A 21,816-nucleotide genomic window follows, 5' to 3' on the forward strand; every position below is an offset into this window, starting at 1 on the left:
ACGCAAGGAGTACGACCATGACGAAGCAGACCGTCCTCGGCCGGGTGACCCAGCTCGCCAAGGCCAACATCAACGCCCTCCTCGACCAGGCCGAGGACCCGCAGAAGATGATGGACCAGCTCATCAGGGACTACACCACCAACATCCGCGAGGCCGAGGAGGCGGTGGCCACCACCATCGGCAATCTGCGGCTGATGGAGCAGGACCACGCCGAGGACGTCGCGGCGGCCAAGGAGTGGGGCGACAAGGCGCTGGCGGCCAGCAAGAAGGCCGACGAGCAGCGCGCCTCGGGCAACGCCGCGGAGGCCGACCGCTTCGACAACCTCGCCAAGATCGCGCTGGGCCGTCAGCTCCAGTCCGAGAAGGAGGCGCGGACGGCCGAGCCGACGATCGCCTCGCAGAACGAGATCGTGAGCAAGCTCAAGTCCGGCCTGGACTCGATGAAGGCCAAGCTGGGCGAACTCCAGGGCAAGCGCGACTCGTTGGTGGCGCGCGCGAAGTCCGCGCAGGCGCAGAACCAGATGATGGACGCGGTCAAGAACATCGACGTGCTCGACCCGACCAGCGAGCTGGGCCGCTTCGAGGACAAGGTGCGGCGCGAGGAGGCCAGGGCCAAGGGCAAGGAGGAACTGGCCGCGTCCTCGCTCGACGCGCAGTTCGAGTCGCTGGACGCGCTCGGCGACAGCGCGGAGATCGACGCGCGACTGGCCAAGCTCAAGGACCGCGCGGCCTGACCTCCGAGGGCCGTCCGCCTGCCGCGCGCGGCAGGCGCTAGAACATGCTCAGCAGTTCGTCCACCGAAGGACCGCTGGAGTGGGACTGCTCGCCGGGCAGGGCGAGTTCGAACCAGACGGTCTTGCCGCGGTGGGTACGGCGGCTGCCCCAGCTCTCGCTGAGCATGGTGACCAGTTGCAGGCCGCGCCCGCCCTCGTCGGTGTCACGGGCGCGGCGGCGGCGCGGCTGCACCAGGGCGCTGTCCCACACCTCGCACACCAGGGTGCGGTCCAGCAGCAGCCGCAGTCGTATGTCGCCGTAGCCGTGCCGCAGCGCGTTGGTGACCAGCTCGCTGACCAGCAGTTCCGTGGTGTCGACCAGGTCGCCGAGCCCCCAGCTCAGCAGTTGCTCGCGGGCCAGCTCGCGGGCCCTGGCCACCGACGTGGGGCGCGGTTCCAGCGTCCAGTCGCCGACCTGCTCCGCGGGCAGACCGCGGATTCTGGCCATCAGCAGGGCGATGTCGTCCTCGCCGTGCGCGGTGTCCAGGGTGGCCAGCACGTGGTCGCAGATGTCCTCGAGCGGCCTCGGCGGCCCGGCCAGCGAGTCCCGGAAGGCGTCGAGGCCCTCGTCCAGCGGGTGGTTGCGGGACTCCACGAGACCGTCGGTGTACAGGGCGAGCAGCGCGCCCTCGTTCAGCTCGACCTCGATCTCCTCGAACGGCTCGCCGCCGACGCCCAGCGGCACTCCCCTGGGCACTTCGAGCAGCAGCGGCGACTCGCCCGACTCCACGACGACCGGCGGCAGATGGCCCGCGTTGGCGATCGTGCAGCGCCGGGTGACCGCGTCGTAGACCACGTAGATACAGGTGGCCAGGTAGACCTCGGACAGGTCGGCGCCGCCGCGGTCCTTGGCCCGGCGGGTGCGGCCCTGGTTCGGGGAGCCGAGGCCGTTGGCCACTTCGTCCAACGCGCCCAGCACTTCGGCGGGTTCGAGGTCGAGTGCGGCCAGGGTCCGTACGGCGGTGCGCAGTTCGCCCATCGCGACGGCGGCGCGCAGGCCGCGGCCCATCACGTCGCCGACCACCAACGCGGTGCGGTGGCCCGGCAGTTCGATGACGTCGAACCAGTCGCCGCCGACCTCGGTCTCCATGCTGCCCGGCAGATAGCGGCAGGCGATGTCGAGGCCCGCGGCCTCGGGGTCGTCGGGGGGCAGCAGGCTGCGCTGGAGGATCAGCGCGCGCTCGTGCTCACGCCGGTAGAGCCGGGCGTTGTCGATGAACACCGCGGCGCGGGCGGCCAGTTCCTCGGCGAGCATCCGGTCGCGGTCCACGAACGGCTCGCTGCCCTTGGCGCGGGAGAACTGCACCAGCCCCAGTACGGTGTCGCGGGCGACCATCGGCACCACGAGCGTGGACTGCACGAGGGTGCCGCCGAGGTCGGGCCCGCCGTCGCCGTCGATCACCTGCGGCTGCGCGGTGCGCAGCGCCCGCGCGCTGGCGGAGCTGAAGCGGTAGCGGTGCACGGCGCCGACCGCGACCGGGCCGTCCGCCACATCGTCGTCGTCCCCGGCCATCGCTATCGGCGCGTCCGACACGGAACTGGCGAACGCCACCCGGCGCACGTCCCCGCTGCCGTCGGTGGTGCCCGTCAGATCCTCGGCGCCGGACAGCAGGGCCTGGTAGAGGTCGACGGAGGCGATGTCGCAGAAGTGCGGGACGGCGACGTCCAGCAGTTCGCGCGCGGTGGTCTCCAGGTCGAGCGAGGTGCCGATACGGGCGCCCGCCTCGTTGAGCAGCGCGAGATTGCGGCGGGCGTGCGCGGCCTCGCGCTCGGCTCGCTGACGTCCGGTGACGTCCATCGCGAGTCCCGCGACGCCGATCGGCCGCCCGGTGCCGCTGTGCAGCCGGTACAGCGACATCGACCAGCGCCGCCGCCCCGGATCGCCGGGCACGGTGCCGACCAGGGGCATGTCCAGGACGGGCTCGCCGGTCTCCAGCACCTGGCGCAGCGCGGCGCTGAGCCGGTCGGCCTCGACGCGGGAGAGGAAGTCGTGCGGGCCGCGGCCGTGGTTCTCCTCGGCCTCACGGCCGAAGACGGTCGCGAAGCGCTCGTTGACCCGGATCAGCCGCAGGCTGGTGTCAAAGAGCACGAAGCCCATCGGCGACTGGCCGAACACCGCCTGGGAGGCGGCCAGATCGGTCTCGATCTGGCGCAGCGTGGCGACGTCGACCGCGATGCACAGCGCGCCGTGGTCGGCGGGCATCACGTAGACCTCGGCCAGGCCCTGGCCGCCCGAGGCGTCCCGGTACGGCACGAGTCCGGTCCACTCGTGGCCGTCGAGGATCTCCGCGAGGCGCTCGTGCGCGCGCTCGCGTACGTGCTCGGGCGCGAAGGCGTTCACCGGGTCGCGGCCGAGCGCGCGTTCCGCCGGTACGCCGAAGAACTGCGCGGCCCGCGCGCTCCACTGGTCGATCCGGCCGTCACCGTCGAGCGAGAACGACGCCACGCGTATGTAGTCGTAGAGCGAACCGGGCGGACTCGACTGCCAGACCGCGTCGACCGCGTCCGTGTCGTCTCGGGGCGGTACCGCCCTCGCTGGCATGTCGCTCACTCGCCCGACCCCTCCAGCTCAGCACACATGGACCGGTTGGAGCCGAGTATTCAGCATGAGGACCGTCCAGCACACGGTCTTGTCGATCACAGCATCATCTCGGCTCCTGGGGTACGGGGACCGTCCCCGGGACAGCGCGGTCACACCCCTCGCTCCCGCGTCTTCGGCATACCCGGCACAGCTCCCGTGAATCATCGCGCGCGTCACGGCAGAGCCAGTTCGAACCAGACGGTCTTTCCGAACGGTCCGTGACGCGTTCCCCAGCGCCGTGAGGCCCGTGCGACCAGTTGCAGACCACGGCCGCCCTCGTCCTCCAGGGTGGCGATCCGCTCGCGCGGCGGGTCCGGCAGCGGGTCGGAGACCTCCACCAGCAGCGAGCCGCCGCGCACCATCCGTACACCGATCGGTCCGTGCGCGTACCGCAGCGAATTGGTGACCAGCTCGCTGACCAGCAGCATCGTGACGTCGGTGAGCTGCGCGAGACCCCATTCGACCAGGGTGTCACGGACCCGGCGGCGCGCCAGCCGGACGGCGCTGGGCTCGGCGGGGAACGTCCAGGAGGCGGTGGATCCGGCGGGCAGCCCGCCGAGCCTGGCCATCAGCAGCGCCACGTCGTCGGGCTCGCGGCCCGGCTGCATGATGGCCAGCACGTCGTCGCAGGAGTCCTCCAGTGAGGGCAGCGGGCGGCACAGCGTCTGGCGCAGCCGTTCCAGGCCCTCGCCGATGTCCTGGCCGCGGGTCTCCACCAGGCCGTCGGTGTAGAGCACGAGGACCGTGCCGTCGGCGACCGCAAGCTCCGTGGTCTCGAAGCGTACGCCGCCGACGCCCAGGGGGACGCCGGAGGGCAGCTCGACCAGTCGGGCATGGCACTCGTCCGGGTGGGCGCCGGGTTCCTCGCCGCCCGGCGCCCGCGTGACGGGTTCGACCAGGACCGGCGGCAGGTGGCCCGCCTGCGCGATGGCGATCCGGCGCGTCGAGGGGTCGTAGACGGCGTAGACGGCGGTGGCCATCCAGCCCTCGGCCTGGCCCTGCGCGAGGTCGTCGCCCAGCTCGTTGACCCGGCGCAGCAGCTCGTCCGGCGGCATGTCGAGCCCGGCGAGCGTCCGTACGGCGGTACGGAGCCGGCCCATGGTGGCCGCCGCGCCCAGGCCGTGGCCCATCACGTCGCCGACGACGAAGGCGACCCGGCCCCCGGCCAGCGGGATCACGTCGAACCAGTCGCCGCCGACCTCCGCGCCGCTGCTGCCGGGCACGTACCGGAAGGCGACGCCGACGCCGGGCGGTTCCACGACGCTCTGCGGGAGCAGGCTGCGCTGGAGCATCAGGGCGCCCTCGCGCTCGCGGACGTAGAGCCGGGCGTTGTCCAGGGCGGCGCCCGCGCGGTTGGCCAGCTCCATCGCGAGGGCCAGGTCGTCGTGGTCGAACGGCTCGCGCTCGCGGGCCCTGCTGACCACCAGCAGGCCGAGGACGACGCCGCGGGCCCGCAGCGGCAGCACGAGCAGCGAGTGGACGCCGAGCGCGATGGCCGCGCGCACCTTCGGGTCGCCGGGGAAGGTGGTGGCCAGCAGCTCCTCCTCCGAACTCACCATCCGGGGCTGCCCGGTGGTCAGCACCGTGCCGAAGATCGACTTGCGGGTGAAGCGGATCGGCTGCCCGGTCAGGATCATCCGCTCGACCTCGGGCCCCCAGCGCACCGCGCCCGTGCCGAGCTGCCGCATCGGGGTATTGTCGCCGTACGGCGCGGTCGGCAGCTCGCCGCCGTCGGCGACCTCGGCGTGCAGGATCACCCCGGAGTAGTCGCTGAAGGTCGGCACGACGGCGGCGGCCAGCGCCTCGGCGCACCGGCGGACGTCCAGCACGTTCGCGATCCGGGTGCCCACGTCGTTGAGCAGCGCCAGCCGCCGCCGGGCCCGCTCGACCTTCGCGGCGGCCTGCACGCGCTCGGTCACGTCGATGACGGTGGCGCTGATCCCCAGCACCCGCCCGGCCCGGTCGACCAGCCGGTGGTACGACAGCGAGCGGTGGCCGCGCCCGTGCGGCGCGTACGTGACCAGGTCGATCACCGGCCGCCCGGTGGCCAGGACGTCCCGCTGGAGCGCGGTGAGGTCGGCGGCCGACCGCTCGTCCAGCACCTCCTGCACGGTGTGGCCGATGTGGTCGGCGACGGGCCTGCCGTTCATCGCCGCCAGCGCCTCGTTGAGCCGTACGTAGCGCAGGTCGCGGTCGAAGATGGCGACGCCGAGGGGTGAGGAGTCGAAGAGCGAGTCGAGGGCGGCGAGGTCGTGCTCCAGCGTCCGCAGGCGGCTCGTCTCGACCATCGAGGCCAGGACGAAGGGGCGGCCGTCGCCGTCGACCAGCAGCGAGGCACGGGTCTCCACCTGGACGGTGTGGCCGTCGCGGTGCCGCAGCGAGAGGATGCCGTCCCAGCGGCCCCCTCGCAGCAGGTCGGCGAGGATCTGCTCGGCGGGGCTGGGGTCCGGCATCCGCGGGATCTCGTCCGGCCCGCGCCGCGGGGAGTGTCCCGGCGGGCTCTCGGGCGGCCCGAACAGTCCGCCCACCCGGCGGCCCACGATGTGCTCCCCCGCCCAGCCCAGCACTTCCTGTGCCAGGGGGCTCCACAGCAGCACCCGCCCCGACGTGTCCAGCATGACGACCGCCACCCGCAGCGTGTCGAGCAGCGTCCCCGTGCTCTTTCCCCGCCCCTCACCCCACGACTCCGGATCGGGATCCATATCCGGATGATGATGCCGATGCGGCCGCCCCACCCCCGGCTCCCCCTCCCCGGCCCGGTGGCTCTCCCCCGCCGGGGGGCTCTCCCCTGCGGGGACCTGTCCGCCTGCGGCGGGGGCTTGTCCGCCTGCGGCGGGGGCTGGGCCGACCTCAGCGGGACCGCCACCGGCGGGAGCCTGGCCGCCTGCGGCGGGGGGCTGGCCGCCTTCCTCGGGACCGGCTGCGGCGGGGTCCGGGGCGCGGTTCGGGGACGCCTCAGGGCCATCGCCGCCGCTGGCGCTCATGCGTCACCCCCGACCGGGTCGGGCCGGTTCCGCCCCGGCCACTGTCAGTGGGAATTATCCCTCTTACCCGATATTCCCCCAAACACCCCGATACCGCGCGGGCCACGGGGAGACGGCGTAGCGGCCGGGGTCGGCCGGGAGGCCGGGGCCAGCGGGGAGCGCGCGCGGCGCGGCGCGGGCGGCAGAGGCGACCGGGGTCCGGGGTCGGCCGGAGCCGGGAGCGCCAGGCGCGGCGGGGGCGAAGCCAGCGGCGCGGGAAGCGCCTGGAGCGGCGCTAGCGACGGGAGCCCGAGGTCGGGAGTCGGCCGGGGCCGGCTGGAGGCCGAGGGTGGCCGGGTTGGCCAGGCGCAGGCGCCAGATGCGACCAGGGGTCGGGGTCGGTGGCACGGAAAGCCCCGGGCGCGGCGGGGCCCGCGCCGGGGCAGGTGCGCCGGGGTCAGGTGCGGCGGGGTCCCGCCGGGGTCAGGTGCGGCGAGGGCGGGCCGGGGGCGGGCGGGGCCGTCAGGCTAGGGCTAGGGCTTGGGTGAGGGCGGCGGCCAGGGCGGCCGGGCCCTGGACGTGGGCGAGGTGGCCCTGGCCCGGAATGACGTGGACGCGGGCGCGGGGCATGGCGCCCGCGATGCGGGCGAAGGGCTCCCAGTAGGGCCCGACGCCGTCGTCGTCGCCGCCGACCAGCAGGGTGACGGGCATGTCGAGCTTGCCGTAGGCGGCCAGGTCGGCGTGGTGCTCGTTCAGGGCGGTCAGCTCGCGCCCGAGCGGCGCGGCGAGAGGCCGCAGCACCTGCCAGGCCGGGCTCCGGCGCAGCTCGGCGACGTACTCGGCGGAGAATCCGGACACGTCCCGGTTGACGATCTCCACGGCCCGGTCCAGGTCACCGGCCGCGTCGGCCGCGCGCAGCGAGTCCAGCACCTGCGCGCCGAAGGGCCGCACCACCGGCTCGTAGAGGGTCAGGGAACGCACGCCGGAGTGCCGCGTCGCGGCCTCCAGCGCGATCAGGCCGCCGTAGCTCCAGCCGAAGAGGTCCACCCCGCCGTCGCCGCCGTGCCGCCCGGCCACCTCGTCGAGCACCCGCCGCAGATCCGCGACCTCGGTGCCGACCCCGTATCCGTCACCCAGCTCACCGCTGGGCCGTCGGCCGCGCCGGTTCAGTACGTACACCGGCCGGCCGGCCGGAAGCGCGTCCACCACCGGCTGCCACGACACGGCGTCGGCCATGACCCCGGGAACGATCAGCAGCGGCCTGCCCTCGCCCACCCGGTGGCCGAGCACCAGCACCACACCGTCGCGTTCCACCTGCACCAGCATCGAATCCCCCGTCTCGGTCGCGGACACCGAAAAACCCTACCCTCAGGCCGTCAGCCGACCAGAAGGCGTGTCGCCCACTCGACCGCCGGGCGGTCCTGGTCGAGCCAGTCGACGTCGGAGGTCTGCGCGGGGAGCAGCCAGCGCAGCTCGTCGTGGTCCTGGAGGGGGCGGGGCGTGCCGCTCACCAGGCGGGCGGTCCAGACGTGCAGGGTGAGGCCGTTGGCCAACGGCCAGGCGCCGGGGACGCGTTGGAGGGGCTCCACCGTGACGCCCAGTTCCTCGCGCAGCTCGCGCACGAGCGCGTCCGGCGGGCTCTCCCCCGCCTCGACCTTGCCGCCCGGCAGTTCCCAGCGTCCCGCCAGCGCGGGCGGCGCGGTCCGCCGCGCGGCCAGCAGCCGTCCGGCGTCGAGCACGGCCCCGCCCACCACCACACGTTCGGTCATGCGACGCAGGATACGTAAGACGGAGACCCGCGACCCGCACAGCGCGCGGCGCGAACCCGTTACGAGGACTGCACGGCGCGCGGCGTCAACCGCTCGATCACGTAACGCCGTTGTTGCTGGTCCCGGTTGAGGCCGGGGCCGTTCAGCGTGGCCGCGACGCGCTCGGCCTCGGCGCGGGTGGCGTAGCGCCCGACCCGGTACCGGTTGCCGCTCTCGTCCTGCCGTATGAGGAGCCATACGAGGTCGGTCGTCATCAGCTCAGGCCCCCTCAGGCGAGGTCGCGGCAGCGGAACCGGCTTCCAGGTCCGCCAGGTGCGCGACATTGTCCCGGTCGTCCGCCGCGTCGCTCGCGGCGCTGTCGAACCAGGCGTCCAGGATCTCGCCGAGCACGGCGCCGGACACCGAACGCAGGCTCAGCGCCAGCGCGTTGGCGTCGCTCCAGCGGCGGGCACCCCGCGCGGTGTACGCGTCGGCGCACAACGCGGCCCGGACGCCCGGGAGTTTGTTCGCGGCGATGGACGCGCCGGTGCCGGTCCAGCAGCAGACCACCGCCTGGTCGGCCGCGCCCTCGGCCACCGCGCGGGCCGCCGCCTCCGCGCTCCAGGCCCAGTCCTTGCGGTCTCCGGGGCGCAGTGCGCCGTAGGCGAGCACCGTGTGACCACGGTGACGAAGCTCGTCGACGACCTGCCTGGCCACCGGTTCATCCATGTCCGAGGAAACGGCGATGCGCATATGCCCGACCCTACGCCCGAGGTTCACGGCGCGGGCACGGAATGACACGAAGAGGTACCGTTCCGGCCAGGTGTTCGACCAGAAGTTGACTGTAGGTCACACGTGTCCGACGCCCCCGGCGGTCACGCCGGGCGCACGCCGGAGTGGACACCAGCGCCCGTACCGCCCGGACCATCCGTACCGCCAGGCGCTGTAAGGGAGTTGACGGCGGGTCAGCGTACCGGCAGGTGGTAGACGGCCCGGTACCGCTCCGCCGGGATGATGACGTCCGCGGTCTCCACCGGCTGCCCCGAGCAGTAGTACGTGCGCTGGATCTCGATGACGATGTGCCCCGGCACTCCGCCGAGCGCCGCCGTCTCCTCCGCGAGCCCCGGCCGGGCGCCGACCTCCTCGGCCATGTGGTCGACCACCAGGTCGATCGCCGCCATCCGCTCCACGACGCCCTGGCCGCCGACCGGCCCCTCCTCCGGCAGCAGCACCGGTGTGCGGGCGGTCAGCGCCAGCGGCTCCCAGGAGGTGGAGAGCATCGAGGGCTCACCCTCGGTGCGGAAGAGGTAGTGGGTGCGCATCACCCGGTCGCCGGGCTCGATCCGCAGCCGCTCGGCGACGGCGGGCGAGGCGTGGTCCTGGACGCTGCGCGACTCCCAGGTGCCCTTGCACCCCTCGTCCCCCTGCTCCTGCCGGAACGGGCTGGCCGTCCCGGCGGGCCGGTAGCCGCTGCGGACGATGCGCCGCGGCCTCGGCCGCTCCCGTACGTACGTGCCGGAGCCGGACCTGCCCTCCACGAAGCCCTCGGCCATCAGCACCTTGCGCGCTTCGAGCGCGACGGTGTCCGAGACCCCGTACTCGGTACGGATCCGGGCCTGCGAGGGCAGCCGCGCGTGCGGCGGGAGCGTCCCGTCGAGGATCTTGCGCCGCAGATCCTCGGCGACGCGAAGGTAGGCGGGCTGCTCACCGAAAGGCACGTGCCCCTCCCAAGGGGTTGACTGTCTGCGACAGCTTGACAACCGTCGGTGCCCGTCCGCAAGCCCTCCCCCGAGCATCACACTCCGAATCCGGAGTTGGTGCCTCCGTCCTTCACCGAGCCGGTCATCGAGCCGTGCGTGGCGCCGAAGAAGCAGGTCACCTTGTGGTCGCCGCGGCGCCAGCCGTCCGCCGGCGGCATGTAGTAGTAGACGTCGGCGCTCTTCTCCCAGGGCGTGCCGTCCGCGTAGTCGTCCGCGTAAGAGGCGCACTTCGACTCCGCGACGGCCGAGATGCGATCCGTTCCGGGGTAGCCGCCGTCGTCCGCCGCGTCGACGGTGAAGATCGCGTACGCCTCCGCGTCGTGCTCCTCGGAGCAGTCGACGACGTCCACGGTGGTGGAGCGCGCGCCGTCGCCGCCGTAGTCGCCCAGCGAACTGTCGACCGTGTTGAAGCACTGGCCGACCCTGATCCGGTCGACGCGGGTGTTGCCGTCGTCGAAGGCGCCCGCCACGCCGAGCGCGATGAAGACCGCGAGAAGCACCGTGGCGACGCCGTTGAGGATCAGGCCCGCGACGGCCAGTCCCTTGCCGCGCTCGCCGCGCTTCTTGATCTGGCTGAGCGCGACGAGGCCGAAGATCACCCCGAGGACGGGGATGCAGGTGAAGCCCACCACGAGCGAGGCGATGGCCATGCCGTTGGTGTTCGCCTGCGGGTTGTACCAGCCGGCGGTCTGCGGATAGCCGGGATGCGGCTGGGGACCGTACGGATTCTGCCCGCCGTACGGATTCCCGCCGTAGGGGGCCTGGCCGCCGTGTGGACCCAGGCCGCCGTAGGGAGGCTGCCCGGAATACGGGGCCTGGCCGGGATACGGGGCCTGCCCGCCGTAGGGCGGCGCGGAGCCGGGGGGCTGCTGTCCGCTGTAGGGCGGGGGCACGGAGCCGTAGGGGCCGGGCCCGCCCGATGACGGGCCGCCGTACGTCGGCTGTCCCGGACCGCTGTACGGCGGTCCGCCCTGCTGGTCGTACGGCTTCTGCGGATACGAGGGCAGTCCGGCGTACGGCGAAGTGGGGGCGTCGTGCGGCGGCTGGGACGGGGGCGCGTCGTCGGAGGACGGCGGAGGCGGGGGCGGCGGCGGTATGTCCACTGGGGGATCCTACGGTTCTGCGCCGACGGGTTGTGAACGGGTTGTGCCGTCCCCCTTGACCCTTATTGGTCCAGACCAATACCTTCACGCGCATGCGTCGAAGAATTCTCGGCCGTATGGCCGCAACCGCAGCCACCCTCTCCCTGGTCGCCGTCCTGCCCGCCGTCACGGGCGGCTCCGCCGCCCAGGCGCACGGCCGTGACGACCACGGCTCCTCCGCCTCGTCGTACAAGAGCGTCGGCTACTTCACCCAGTGGGGCGTCTACGGACGCGACTACCAGGTGAAGAACGTCCAGACCTCGGGCACCGCGGCCAAACTCACCCACCTCAACTACGCGTTCGCCAACATCGGCGCCGACGGCAAGTGCTTCGAGGCCAACGTGGCCGGCGAGGGCGACGCCTGGGCCGACTACCAGCGCCCGCTCGACGCCGCCTCCTCGGTCGACGGCACCGCGGACACCGCCGAGCAGCCGCTGGCGGGTAACTTCAACCAGCTCCGCGAACTGAAGGCCGCCAACCCGAAGTTGAAGGTGATGATCTCGATCGGCGGCTGGGGCTGGTCGACGCACTTCTCCGACGCGGCCCGCACCGCCGCCTCGCGCAAGGCGCTCGTCGCGTCCTGCCTGGACATCTTCGTCAAGGGCAATCTGCCGCTGCTCGACGGCAAGGGCGGCCCCGGTTCGGCCGCCGGGCTCTTCGACGGCGTGGACATCGACTGGGAGTGGCCCGGCTCCTCCGGTGACGTCGACACCGTCTACCGGCCCGAGGACAAGCGGAACTTCACCGCCCTCGCGGCCGAATTCCGCGGCCAGCTCGACGCGTTGGGCCGCAAGGCGCACAAGCACTACGACCTGAGCGCCTTCCTGCCCGCCGCACCGGCCAAGATCGACGCGGGCTTCGAGGTCCGGAAGATCTTCAAGTACCTCGACTTCGGCACCGTCCAGGGCTACGACTTCCACGGCCCCTACGAGGCCACCACCAACCAGCAGTCCGCGCTCAAGGCCCCGCGCAACTCGCCCGTCCCGCACGACTTCAGCGACACCCAGGCGGTCGGCGACTGGCTCAAGCGCGGCGCACCCGCCCGGCAGCTCGTCCTCGGCGTGCCCTTCTACGGCCAGGGCTGGACCGGCGTCCCCGACGGCGGCACCGCGGGCCTCTTCCAGCCGTCCACCGGCCCCGCCCCCGCCACCTGGCAAGCGGGCAACGAGGACTACCACGCCCTCAAGGCCCTTGCCTCCTCCGGCACTTACACCGTCCACCGGGACGTGCGGAACGGCTTCGCCTGGCTCTACGACGGCACCAACTTCTGGACCTACGACGACCCGCAGGTCATCGCCCAGAAGACCGCCTACATCAAGCGGGCCCACCTGGGCGGCGCGATGGTCTGGTCCCTGGACGGCGACACGGCGGACGGCGAGCTGATCAACGCCGTTCACCAGGGTCTCGCCGCGCACCACCGGTGACCCGGACCCCCAAGTGGCCAGCATCCCCAAGTGACCCCGCTCCTCGGGTGACCCCGCTCCACAGGTGACCCGGCGCCTCGGGTAACCCCGCCCCTCACGCCCGGTGCTCCCCAGCCCTCCCTCTCCGCGGGGGAGCACCGGGCCTCCCCACACGCGGCGGATACGTCAGCCGCGCGCGGCGGAGGCGGCGGCCCGTTTGGCGGCCAGCTTGGCCGCCTGCATGTCGCCGACGACCTGCGTCACCATCCGGACGGACGCGGCGTCCAGCACATTGCCGAACTCGACCACCTCGACCCGCTCCTCGAAGCGCGCCTTCAACTGCGGCATGTCGCTGGGGATCACGACGAGGTCGAGGTCCCCGACGTCCTCCCCCTCGTCCCCGTGCAGCACCCTGACGTTGCTGATCCCGGACTGCGTCAGGGAGTCCCGGATGCTGACGGCCTGGCCGTAGGTGGAGTAACAGATGCCCACCGTGCCGCTCCTGGCGGCGGAGGCGATCCGTACCAGCGTCTGCACATGCGGCGCGGCGACGATGGCGACCACCTCGGTCGGCTCCCCGCGCCACAGCCGCCGCACCTCGGCCAGATGGAAGAACGTGGTGAGGGCGAGGTCGTCGTGCTCCTCCTCGGGCGAGAAGTCCCCGAGCACCAGGGGCTTGACCTTGAGACCGAGGTGCAGGCCGAGTTCGCTCGCGAAGTAGCCGGCCCGGTCGGCGTTGCACTCCACGAACGCGACCTTGAGGACGTCGTCCTCGGCACGCAGGGCGAGGCTCGTCACGAGTGACTGGATCTCGACGGCGGACAGGCCGAGCGCGACGCACTCCCTGGCCGCCGCGTCCAGTACCGCCCACGCCCGGTCCCTGGCGGGCGAACTCGTACGCGCCAGGCCCGTACCGACCACGGTCGTCCCGCTGCGGCCCCGGCTCTCGACCAGGCCCAGCTCGCTCAACTCCGCGTACGCGCGGGCCACCGTGTTCCGGTTGATCTGGAGGTTGTCGGCCAGCAGCCGGGCGCTGGGAAGGGTCTGGCCGACCGCGAGATCGCCGGTCTCGATCATGAACGACACCTGGGTCACGATCTGCCGGTAGATGGGTACGTCCGAGTGACGACTCACCTGCACGTCGCTGTCCACCAGGTGCCCGGCCTTCCCCGTTGCGCATCTCAGCCAAACCACCTTATCCACGCGGGAGGCAGTCAAGCATGCCCCGTGCGCCCTCTTGTCTTCGGCTTGAATTGGCCCAACCGGCTAGGTAGAAAGCACGTCAGGCCGCCCCGCCCCGGCGGAGATCGACAGCGCCCGCACCCCGCTTCGCCTGCGCAAATGCACTGCAACAGCACAACGGGACATATATCTCTGGCCGTCGCCCGTCCGTGTATCGATGGGTCTAACATCGACCCACCAGGGTAGGCAGTACCCCGCCGCCGAGTGACGGCCCCGGTCGCGCCGGCCTGTGGCGCCCACCCCCATCCGCGACGGGAGCGATGAGTGACCCTTCTCGTTCGAGCCCACGGCACCGGCGACCGACGCGGGGCCGGACGTCCCGGCGCCCGGGGGAACCGCACCCGCTCCCGAGGACTCATCAATAGATGATGCGCATATCCCCCACACCCCTGCCGGCCGACTCCCACGGGTACACGCTGGCGGCCCGCAGGAGAGCGGTGTTCACCGGCAGGACCGCGGAACTGCGGCTGCTGCGGGACCTGATGCTCAGCGACCGGCGCTCCTGCTTCGTGGTGTGGCTGCACGGCATGGGCGGCTTCGGCAAGAGCAGCCTGCTGCACCGGTTCGCCGACGAGGCCGAGGCGCACGGCAGGACGGTCCGCACCGTCGACATGCGCGCCACGGCCGCGACACCGGAGGCGTTCCTGGCCGCCCTCGACGCGCAAGGCCCGTCGCAGGAAGCCCAGTTGCTGCTCATCGACTCCGGTGAGGCCCTCGGGCCGCTGGAGCAGTGGCTGCGGGACGAGTTCCTGCCGCGGATGCCCTCGCACCTGTTCCTGGTGGTCGGCAGTCGGCGGCCCCCGTCGGCCGAGTGGCGGGCCGACGTGCAGTGGTGGCAGGCGCTGCGCAGTGTCGAACTGCGCGGCATGGACACCGCGGAGGCCACGAAGCTGCTGCGCAACCGGGACGTGCCGGAGGCGGACATCCCCGACATCGTGCGGGCCGCGCACGGCGTGCCGCTCGCCCTGGCGCTCTTCGCCGACGCGCGCGAACGCGCCACGGACTCCGTGGAGCCGCGCACCGCCTGGGAGTTGGCCGACTCCCCCGACCTGGTGGGCGAACTGCTGCACCTGCTGCTGCGCGAGAGCCTGTCGCCCGGTCAGGCGGAAGCGCTGCACGTCCTGGCGCTGGCCCGGGTCACCACCGAGGACCTGCTGCGGCACACGCTCGACGTGCCGTCAGCGGAGGCCGGAAAGCTCTGCGCCTGGCTGCGCACACTCTCCTTCGTCCGCAGCACCGCCGAGGGCCTGGTCCCGCACGAGCTGGTCCGCGAGGCGCTCCTGGTCGAGCTGCGCTGGCGCGACCTGTCGGCGTACGAACGGCTCTTCACCCGGCTGCACGCGCATCTGGCCGAGCAACTGGCGTGCCGCACCGGCAGCCGCTGGGCGTTCGGCGCGGGCCTGGCCTATCTGGGGCGCTCCGGCCGCTTCCCGCGGGAGACGGTCGACTGGCGCGGTACGGACCGGCTGCGGCTGCGCACCGCCCGCCCGGAGGATCTGGACGAGGTGCTGGCCGCGATCGGCAAGGAGCACGGCGACGAGGCCGCCGCTCTGGCCCGGCAGTGGTGGGACCGGCAGCCGGGCGCCTTCTGCGTCGCCGAGGACGGCCGCCGCGGCGTCACCGCCGCCCTCGTCGCGCCCTGCCTGGACCCGGGGGCCACCGGGCTGCCCGACGACCCGACGGCGCGTGCCGCGCTGGAGTACACCGCCGGCCGCCGGCCGCTGCGGCGCGCCGAGCGGCTGCTGCTGGCGCGGTGGAGCACCGGCGGCGCCGCCGCCGCGGCCTTCGCGCTGACCACGCTGTGGGCGACCACACCGAACCTCGCGGTGAGCTGGACCTGCGCGGCCCCTGACCGGCCGGGTCTCGCCTCGCTGCTCGACCTGTACGGGCAGCAGCGGGTGGCACCGGCCGAAGGACCGTACGGCGAAGGGGCTTACGGCGAAAGGGCGTTGGCCTTCGTGCAGGACTGGCGCAGCGCGCCCTTCGACCGGTGGGCGGTGGATCTGCGGGTCCGGCTGCTGGCCGACGAGCCCGCGCCGGGCCCGGCGCCGGTGACCGTCACCGCGGAGGCCGCCATGCCGTGGCCGGAGTTCGCCGAAGCCGTCAAGCACGCCTACCGCAGCCTCCAGGACGCGCGGCAGCTCGCGGAGAGCTCGCTGCTCGGCACCCGGCTGGTGGCGCCGGACGGGGACGCGGCGGCGCTGCGCGAGGTGCTGACCGAGACGGTGGCGTACCTGCGCGCGCAGCCGGGACGGCGGCAGTTGGGCAACGTCCTGGAGATCACGTATCTGAGCGGGCCGCGCAGCCAGCAGGCCGCCGCGAGCCGGGTGGGACTGTCCTTCAGCACCTACCGGCGCCGCCTGTCCACCGCGCTGGCGACGGCGGCGGAGGTGCTGCGCGAGCGCGAGCTGTACGGGTCGGCGCCGCGGTGAGCCGCGCCCGTCCCGGCCGGCGTCAGCGGGCGGCGCGAACGCATCCGCTTACCTTGTCAGTTGGACCTTCCGCGAGTGGGGAGCGGCGTTGAGCGAGAGTGACCACGACGAGGCGAAGCGGCGGCAACGGGCGCGGTTCGTCGAGGCGTTGACGACGCACACCCGTCAGCCCGGCGAACACTCGCGTGTGGGCAGCAGGGTCGCGGGCGCCGTGGCCGTACTGGCCCTCGTCGCGGGCGCCACGCTGGGCATGGGCGCCTGGCGCAGCCACCAGGCGGACGAGCACGACAAGAAGCGGGACCTGGCGGCCCAACGGACCGCCGCGTACAAGAACATCGCGCACTCCGCGTCGCCGTCGCCCACCCCGAAGCCGACGAAGACCGTGCCGAAGCGGACCGGGAAGCCCGTCCCGCACACCGCCTCGCCCAAGCCGCACAGGACCCCTTCCACCACGCCGACGCCGAAGCGGACGGCCGGGTCGGGCGGCAAGGACCCGCGGGCGCTGACCGCGCACGACCGCAAGGTGCTGATCATGAACGCCTACAGCGGGATGTGCGTCGACATCCCCTATAACGGACCGGGCCAACTGGGCCTGGAGATCGACCAGTACCACTGCGACGGCACCGACCAGGACAACCAGTTCTGGAACATGACGGTCAAGCTCCCCGCGAGTGGCCCCGGCGGCACCGATCTCGTGCAGTTCTCCAACACGATGGACGGTCTGTGCATCGACCCGCCGGAGCGCGGGGCGCAGCCGTCGGGGACCGAGCTGTCCGAGGCGAACTGCACCGGGACGCTGGCGGACAACCAACTGTGGTGGCTCGCCCCGGCCGGGGGCGACACCGTGTGGATACGCAACTACGCGAGCAACCATCTGTGCCTGCGCGTCGAGGGCGCCGACAAGAAGGCGCCCTCCGCCCGGCTCGTGATCGGCTCGTGCGGCACCGACGACGACAGCCGCTGGCGGCTGCTCGGCTGACCCGGACCGCCGGCGGACGGCCGGCGTGCGGCCGTCCCCTGCCCGCCGGCGCCCGTCAGACGGTGAACCGCACCGCGTCCAGCCAGCGCGTCTCGTCCAGCGTGCCGCCGAAGATGTAGTTGTCAGCGGTCTGCGGGGTGTCGCAGGCCATGCTGCCCCACGGTCCGCCGCGGCTGTACGTGTTCTGGCAGACGGTGCCCGTGGCCCTGCCGACGCTGATGCCGAAGCCCGAGATGTTGGGCGCGTCCTGCCTGGCCGCGCCGAGGGTCAGATCGGCGCCGTCCTCCACGGTGACCCACGACTTGTTCACCCACCCCTTCGCCTGGAAGTAGGCGTTGGCGGAGGTGCCCTTGGTGCCGGACACGGCGATCTGGATGGCCTTGATGCTCCGCGCGTCCACCTCGGAACCCGCCACGGACCCATCGCAGACGGCGAGTTGCCAGCCGAAGGTCGCCACGTAGACCCGGTAGCAGATGTGGCGGCCGGGTTCGCGCGCCGCCAGCCGGAGGACCGTGGCCGAGGCGGTCCTGTCGTCGCCGGGCATCTGCGGGCCGGGGCCGAGGTACGGGGTCGTCGCCTTCCTCGTCGGTGTCGCGGTCGGCCGGGCCGTCGGGCTCGGCGGCGCGGGCGGGCGCGGCGCCACGGCCTTGGTCCTGGCCTTGGGCTTCGTCGTGGGCTTGGCGGCGGGTGACGCCGAGGACTTCTGGGGCAGGGGGATGTGCGGGACGGTCGCGGGCGGGTCGGTGATCCGCCCGGCGGTGCTGGCCGCCGTCGTCAGATGGTCGTTCTTGTGCCCGGAGCCGCTGGTCGCCCAGGCCACCAGGGGCACCGCGAGGATGACCACGCCGACCACGCCGACGGCGGCGAGCAGCGGCTTGCGGGACGGGCCGGAGGGCGGTCCCTCGGCCGGGAGGGCGGCCCCGGGGCCGGTCTCGCGGGTGAGTTCGCGGGTGGCCTTCGCGTCGGGGGTCTCGGCGGGTGTTTCGCCCGCTTCGGTGGTGGGGGCCGATGCGGTGGTCGGGGCGCTGGCCGATGCGGTGGCCAGCGCCGTGGTCGGGGCGGAGGCCGAGGCAAGGGTCGGGGCCGGGGCAGGGGTTGGGGCCGGGGCCGGGGTCTCCTCGGCCGATCCCTTTCCGGGCAGCGTCGGCTCCTCGGACGTACCGCCCGCCTCCGCCGTACCGCCCGCCGCGGGCTCAGGCCGCGCGGCGGCGGCCGTCACGGGGGCGGACGACGTACCCGGGCGCGAGGAGGTGTCGGGGGCCGAGGGCGCCGCCGCGCCGGTGGTCCGCGGCACCGCGGGCGTCAGCGCCTCGCCCGGATCGGCCGCCACGGGACCCAGCGTGACCGCCCGACGCACGGACGAACCGCCCCTGGAGGAAGCCGAGTTCGCGCCGCCTTCGGTGGCGCGGGGCGTTCCGTCGGGGTCGGGTCGGGTCTGACGGCTGCTCATGGTTCTCCTTCGGCCTGGTGGTCAGTCGGTCGTGCGGCGCGGTGTCCTGCCCTGCGTGCCGGCGGGCGTACGGCCCGGATGTGCGGTGCGGGCGGCTACCCGCTGCCGCCCACGGGCCCGACACAGCGCTCGGGCCAGCTCCGCCCCTCCTCGGCGGGCGGACCACCGGCGAGCGCGTCCTTCAGTTCGGCGAGCGCGGTGAGGTCCCGTGGGCTCAACTCCCGTGCTCCGTCCATGTACGTGGTCGCGTGCGCGGGCAGTTCCCGCAGCAGTACGACCGAGGTCCCGGCGGGTGCGGTCCACGTCCCCAGCACGCGGAATCCGGTGCCCGGCGCGAAGACGATCTCAGCGTCCGCCGCCGCCAGATCGCCCACCTCGCGGCCGGTCGTCGACCAGATCGCGTAGCGCACGGCGGTCCCGCCCGCCGCCGGAATCCGGGCCAACGCCCCTATCGGCGCCGGGTCCTGGAGCAGCGCGCCCAACCTCGGCTCGGCACCGCCCGCCGCGCCGCCGCGCAGGGCCACGCCCCGGTACGACGGCAGCCGCCGCAGCCCGGACGCCAGGCACCCGGCGTACGCCTGCGACCGCGCCTCGCCCGCCCGCAGGCCCCGCGCCAACTCCCGCCGGCTCAGCGGCCCTTCGTCAGCCGACAGATACGCGCGCACCGCGACCAGATCGAGCCGCGCCGCCTCCCGCTCGTCCCCGCGCAGCGCGAGCTTCCGCTCCAACAGCCCGTCCACGGCTGCGGCGTGCCCCTCCCAGCCGTCCCCCACCAGCTCGCGGAACGCCGCCCGTTGCGCGGCGGTGCTGACGTGACCGGGCAGCACGAGGCGGGGCTCCTCCCGCCTGACGGCCAACGGGGCCGGTGGCTGGGGCTGTTCGGGCCGTTCGGGCTGAGCGACCTGAGCGACGGGTGCGGGGTCGGGGTCAGACTCGGCCTCGGGGTCGGGGTCGGGGTCGGGGTCGGGGTCGGGGTCGGGGCGAGGTGAGACGACGAGTGCGCGGACGAGTGCGGAGCCCCGCAGGGGCGCGGTGATCGCGGGTGCCGACCGCGTCGGACCGGGCCCCCGGCTGTTCGTGCGGGGGCCGGGGGCGACCGTACGGGCCGCCTCGGCCGTACCGTCGGGCCGTTCACCGCCCCGCTCCTCCGGAGCGCCCGGCGCGGAACGGTCGCGCGCGGCGACATCCGTCTCCGTCGTCGGCGTGCGGACGAGCGTTCCGTCCGCGCCGCTGTCCCCGGCCGGGGACGCGCTGTCGGTGGGCACGCTCGCGGCGGCCGGACGGCGTACGGGCTCCGCACCCGGCGCCGGTGCCGGTGCCGTACCGGTCAACTCCCTTACAGCGGCCGGTTGTTCACGGCGCGCGTCGGGCGGTACGGCCACGGGCGCGGGAGGGCGCGGGGACGCTGCCGGTCCCGGGCGGTCAGGTCCCGGACGGTCAGGTCCCGGACGGTCAGGTCCCGGACGGTCCTGGTTCGGGCGGGGCGGGGTCTGCCAGGGGGGCGGGGCCGGGCGGGCGGCGGTGACGTAGCGGATGCCGCGTACGCCGTGTTCCGCCGCCAGACGGCGCAGTTCGGCCTCCCCGCTGGTGAGCCGTCCTCGCACGAGGAGGGTGGTCCTGGCGCGGGCCGTGGCGCCGAGGCCGGTGAGCAGGCGGGCCAGCGCGGTGAGCAGGGAGGCGTCCAACCGCTGTCCGGGCGCGCCGAGTTCGATGGCGCAGGTCTCGGGGTCGACGGCGGTTCCCACGAGCGGGGGGCGGGGCGTGCCCTGGGCCCACAGGGCGAGGCCGGAGCGCGTCACCGTCGCCTGCCAGCCGTCCGTGAGCCGTACGGTGCCCGGTTCTGTGCCGCCGGGGAGCCAGTCGGGCGGGAGGCTGCCGAGCAGCCGGGGCAGGGGCGTTCTGCCCCGCGCGTCGGTCGGGAGGCACGCGACGGCGGTGACGTACGGCTGCCAACTCGGTTCGCCGTCACGGCCGATCAGGGTCGGGCGGGGTACGGCGCCGGGCGGCGCGTGGTCGGCGAGCAGCGGCAGGCCCGTCAGGACGTCGACCCGGCTGTCCAGCGTGTCGGCGACCGTGTGGGCCAGACGCAGCAGGTCGGCCTGTCCGCCGGGTGCGAGGCACACGCGGGCGCGGTGTTCCGCCGGGAGCGCGGACAGGACGGCGGCGACCTCGTCGGCGGCGACGTCCTCCGCGTGCGGGGCGCCGACCAGCACGACGGCGTGCGCGGAGTCGAGCGGCACCGCGAAGCACAGGTCGTCGGGGCGCGGCCCGGGCGCGTCGGCGGGGCGGATCACCAGGCCCGCCGGAATCTGCTCGACCACGCAGCCGCCCGATGTCCGCGTGGGCACGCGGCCGACGGCCTCCTGCCAGGCCGGTGCGGGCGCGCGGGGGCCCAGCTTCCGGGGCGCCTCACCGGGCGCGAAACGCCACCAGCATCCCTCGGGACGGTCGTCGCCCCGGACGAAGAGGCTGCCGCCGGGCGTGATGAGGACGACGCCGTCCGGCGCGAACACCTCGAAGCCCCAACCGTCGGCGATCCTGCGGGCGGTGCCGGGGCGGCCCGGCCGGTCGTCGCCCGCGCCGGACAGGACGAGGCGGACGCGGCGGGTGCCCTGCGCGCGCAGCGAGTCCAGGAGGGTGACCAGGCGCGGCCAGTGGCCGCCGCCGTTGCCCTGCCCCGCGCCCTCCGAGCCGACCATGACGGTGACGATGTCCGCCTCGGCGCCGAAGGTGTGGGCCACTTCGGCCAGGACGGCCATTGGGAAGGAGTCGTCGTCCACCGAGCGGACCAGGAGGACGCCGTCGATGTCCTCGACGAGGGGGGCGGGGACGGACTCCGCCGCAGCGGCGCCGCGGCTCGTACCGGCCGTAGCGCTCGTACGGGTCGCGCCGCCCGTACCGCTCGCGCCGCCGCCCTTGCGGGACAGGCGGGAGGCCCAACGGCTCATGCCTGGCCCTCCCCGTGGTCCCCGTACCGTGCCGTCGTGCGCGACGGCGACCGCGGCCGTCCCGCGCCCTGCTGGCTCATCACTGTCCTCGTTCGGTGAGTCGTTCCCGGCCGGTCACGCGAGCCTGCGTGCGCCGGCGGGTCTCCGCGGACCGGGCGGATGCGTCCTCATCTCGCGCCACGAGAGACCGGCCCGCGCGGTGTCAGCGCGGGAGCGACGGGACAACGATGTCCGTCACCTCGCGCCGTACCGGACGCGTACCGCTCGCGGACGTGTGGGAGACACCCCACCACCTGCCCTCCCCTGCCCAATCCCGGCCGAACGGAACGACGTTGCTCGGCGGCCGGTGCACTGCCTATCCCTGTGGAGCGATAATCGGCCCTATTGGTTGGGTC

At 73.8% G+C, this 21,816-nt stretch carries 15 protein-coding genes; 4 read left to right on the plus strand and 11 right to left on the minus strand.

Annotation, left to right across the window (positions count from 1 at the left end):
- Positions 1-17: 17 nt before the first annotated feature.
- Entirely contained in the window at positions 18-734 is a 717-nt protein-coding gene (locus tag ACIQCJ_RS09335) for a PspA/IM30 family protein (protein WP_391049258.1), read from the plus strand.
- Between the two features lie 37 nt (positions 735-771).
- Here ACIQCJ_RS09335 and ACIQCJ_RS09340 read toward each other — a convergent pair whose 3' ends face one another.
- From ACIQCJ_RS09340 to ACIQCJ_RS09375, 8 genes are all read right to left on the minus strand, one after another.
- Positions 772-3,315 carry a SpoIIE family protein phosphatase gene (locus ACIQCJ_RS09340; protein WP_391161743.1) on the minus strand — a complete coding sequence of 848 codons (2,544 nt, stop codon included), beginning with the start codon at positions 3,313-3,315 and terminating at the stop codon, positions 772-774.
- 212 nt (positions 3,316-3,527) lie between these two features.
- On the minus strand, positions 3,528-6,056 hold the full coding sequence (locus ACIQCJ_RS09345) for a SpoIIE family protein phosphatase (protein WP_402711077.1): 2,529 nt from the start codon (positions 6,054-6,056) through the stop codon (positions 3,528-3,530).
- A 783-nt stretch (positions 6,057-6,839) separates the two neighbouring features.
- Entirely contained in the window at positions 6,840-7,670 is an 831-nt protein-coding gene (locus ACIQCJ_RS09350) for an alpha/beta fold hydrolase (protein ID WP_355348310.1), read from the minus strand.
- A 23-nt stretch (positions 7,671-7,693) separates the two neighbouring features.
- The gene (locus ACIQCJ_RS09355; RefSeq protein WP_355348313.1) at positions 7,694-8,086 is read right to left on the minus strand and encodes a (deoxy)nucleoside triphosphate pyrophosphohydrolase; all 393 of its coding nucleotides are present in this window, start codon (positions 8,084-8,086) and stop codon (positions 7,694-7,696) included.
- Positions 8,087-8,145: 59 nt separating this feature from the next.
- Positions 8,146-8,340, minus strand: a complete 195-nt coding sequence (locus ACIQCJ_RS09360) for an SPOR domain-containing protein (protein ID WP_355348316.1) — start codon at positions 8,338-8,340, stop codon at positions 8,146-8,148.
- Positions 8,341-8,344: 4 nt separating this feature from the next.
- Positions 8,345-8,818 carry an RpiB/LacA/LacB family sugar-phosphate isomerase gene (locus ACIQCJ_RS09365; protein ID WP_401312999.1) on the minus strand — a complete coding sequence of 158 codons (474 nt, stop codon included), beginning with the start codon at positions 8,816-8,818 and terminating at the stop codon, positions 8,345-8,347.
- 212 nt (positions 8,819-9,030) lie between these two features.
- Positions 9,031-9,783, minus strand: coding sequence for a GntR family transcriptional regulator (locus ACIQCJ_RS09370; protein WP_355348321.1), 753 nt, complete (start codon positions 9,781-9,783; stop codon positions 9,031-9,033).
- 77 nt (positions 9,784-9,860) lie between these two features.
- Positions 9,861-10,928, minus strand: a complete 1,068-nt coding sequence (locus ACIQCJ_RS09375) for a DUF4190 domain-containing protein (RefSeq protein ID WP_402711078.1) — start codon at positions 10,926-10,928, stop codon at positions 9,861-9,863.
- Between the two features lie 92 nt (positions 10,929-11,020).
- On the opposite strand from ACIQCJ_RS09375, the gene ACIQCJ_RS09380 reads away from it, so the two are divergent.
- Positions 11,021-12,391, plus strand: coding sequence for a glycoside hydrolase family 18 protein (locus ACIQCJ_RS09380; protein WP_355348326.1), 1,371 nt, complete (start codon positions 11,021-11,023; stop codon positions 12,389-12,391).
- Positions 12,392-12,556: 165 nt separating this feature from the next.
- On the opposite strand, the gene ACIQCJ_RS09385 is transcribed toward ACIQCJ_RS09380, so the two are convergent.
- Positions 12,557-13,510: a GntR family transcriptional regulator gene (locus ACIQCJ_RS09385; protein WP_391049246.1), complete on the minus strand. Its 954-nt coding sequence runs from the start codon at positions 13,508-13,510 to the stop codon at positions 12,557-12,559.
- Positions 13,511-13,977: 467 nt separating this feature from the next.
- Between ACIQCJ_RS09385 and ACIQCJ_RS09390 the strand changes: the two genes are divergently transcribed.
- A complete protein-coding gene (locus tag ACIQCJ_RS09390) occupies positions 13,978-16,044 on the plus strand; it encodes a hypothetical protein (protein ID WP_402711079.1) in 2,067 nt (688 codons plus the stop codon).
- A gap of 88 nt (positions 16,045-16,132) precedes the next feature.
- Positions 16,133-17,023: an RICIN domain-containing protein gene (locus ACIQCJ_RS09395; protein ID WP_391049242.1), complete on the plus strand. Its 891-nt coding sequence runs from the start codon at positions 16,133-16,135 to the stop codon at positions 17,021-17,023.
- Positions 17,024-17,078: 55 nt separating this feature from the next.
- On the opposite strand, the gene ACIQCJ_RS09400 is transcribed toward ACIQCJ_RS09395, so the two are convergent.
- Both ACIQCJ_RS09400 and ACIQCJ_RS09405 read right to left on the minus strand, forming a co-directional pair.
- On the minus strand, positions 17,079-18,473 hold the full coding sequence (locus tag ACIQCJ_RS09400; protein WP_402711080.1) for a hypothetical protein: 1,395 nt from the start codon (positions 18,471-18,473) through the stop codon (positions 17,079-17,081).
- Between the two features lie 95 nt (positions 18,474-18,568).
- On the minus strand, positions 18,569-21,421 hold the full coding sequence (locus ACIQCJ_RS09405) for a hypothetical protein (protein ID WP_402711081.1): 2,853 nt from the start codon (positions 21,419-21,421) through the stop codon (positions 18,569-18,571).
- Between the last annotated feature and the right edge of the window lie 395 nt (positions 21,422-21,816).

The sequence above is a fragment of the Streptomyces sp. NPDC093221 genome, assembly GCF_044753885.1.
Lineage (GTDB): Bacteria > Actinomycetota > Actinomycetes > Streptomycetales > Streptomycetaceae > Actinacidiphila.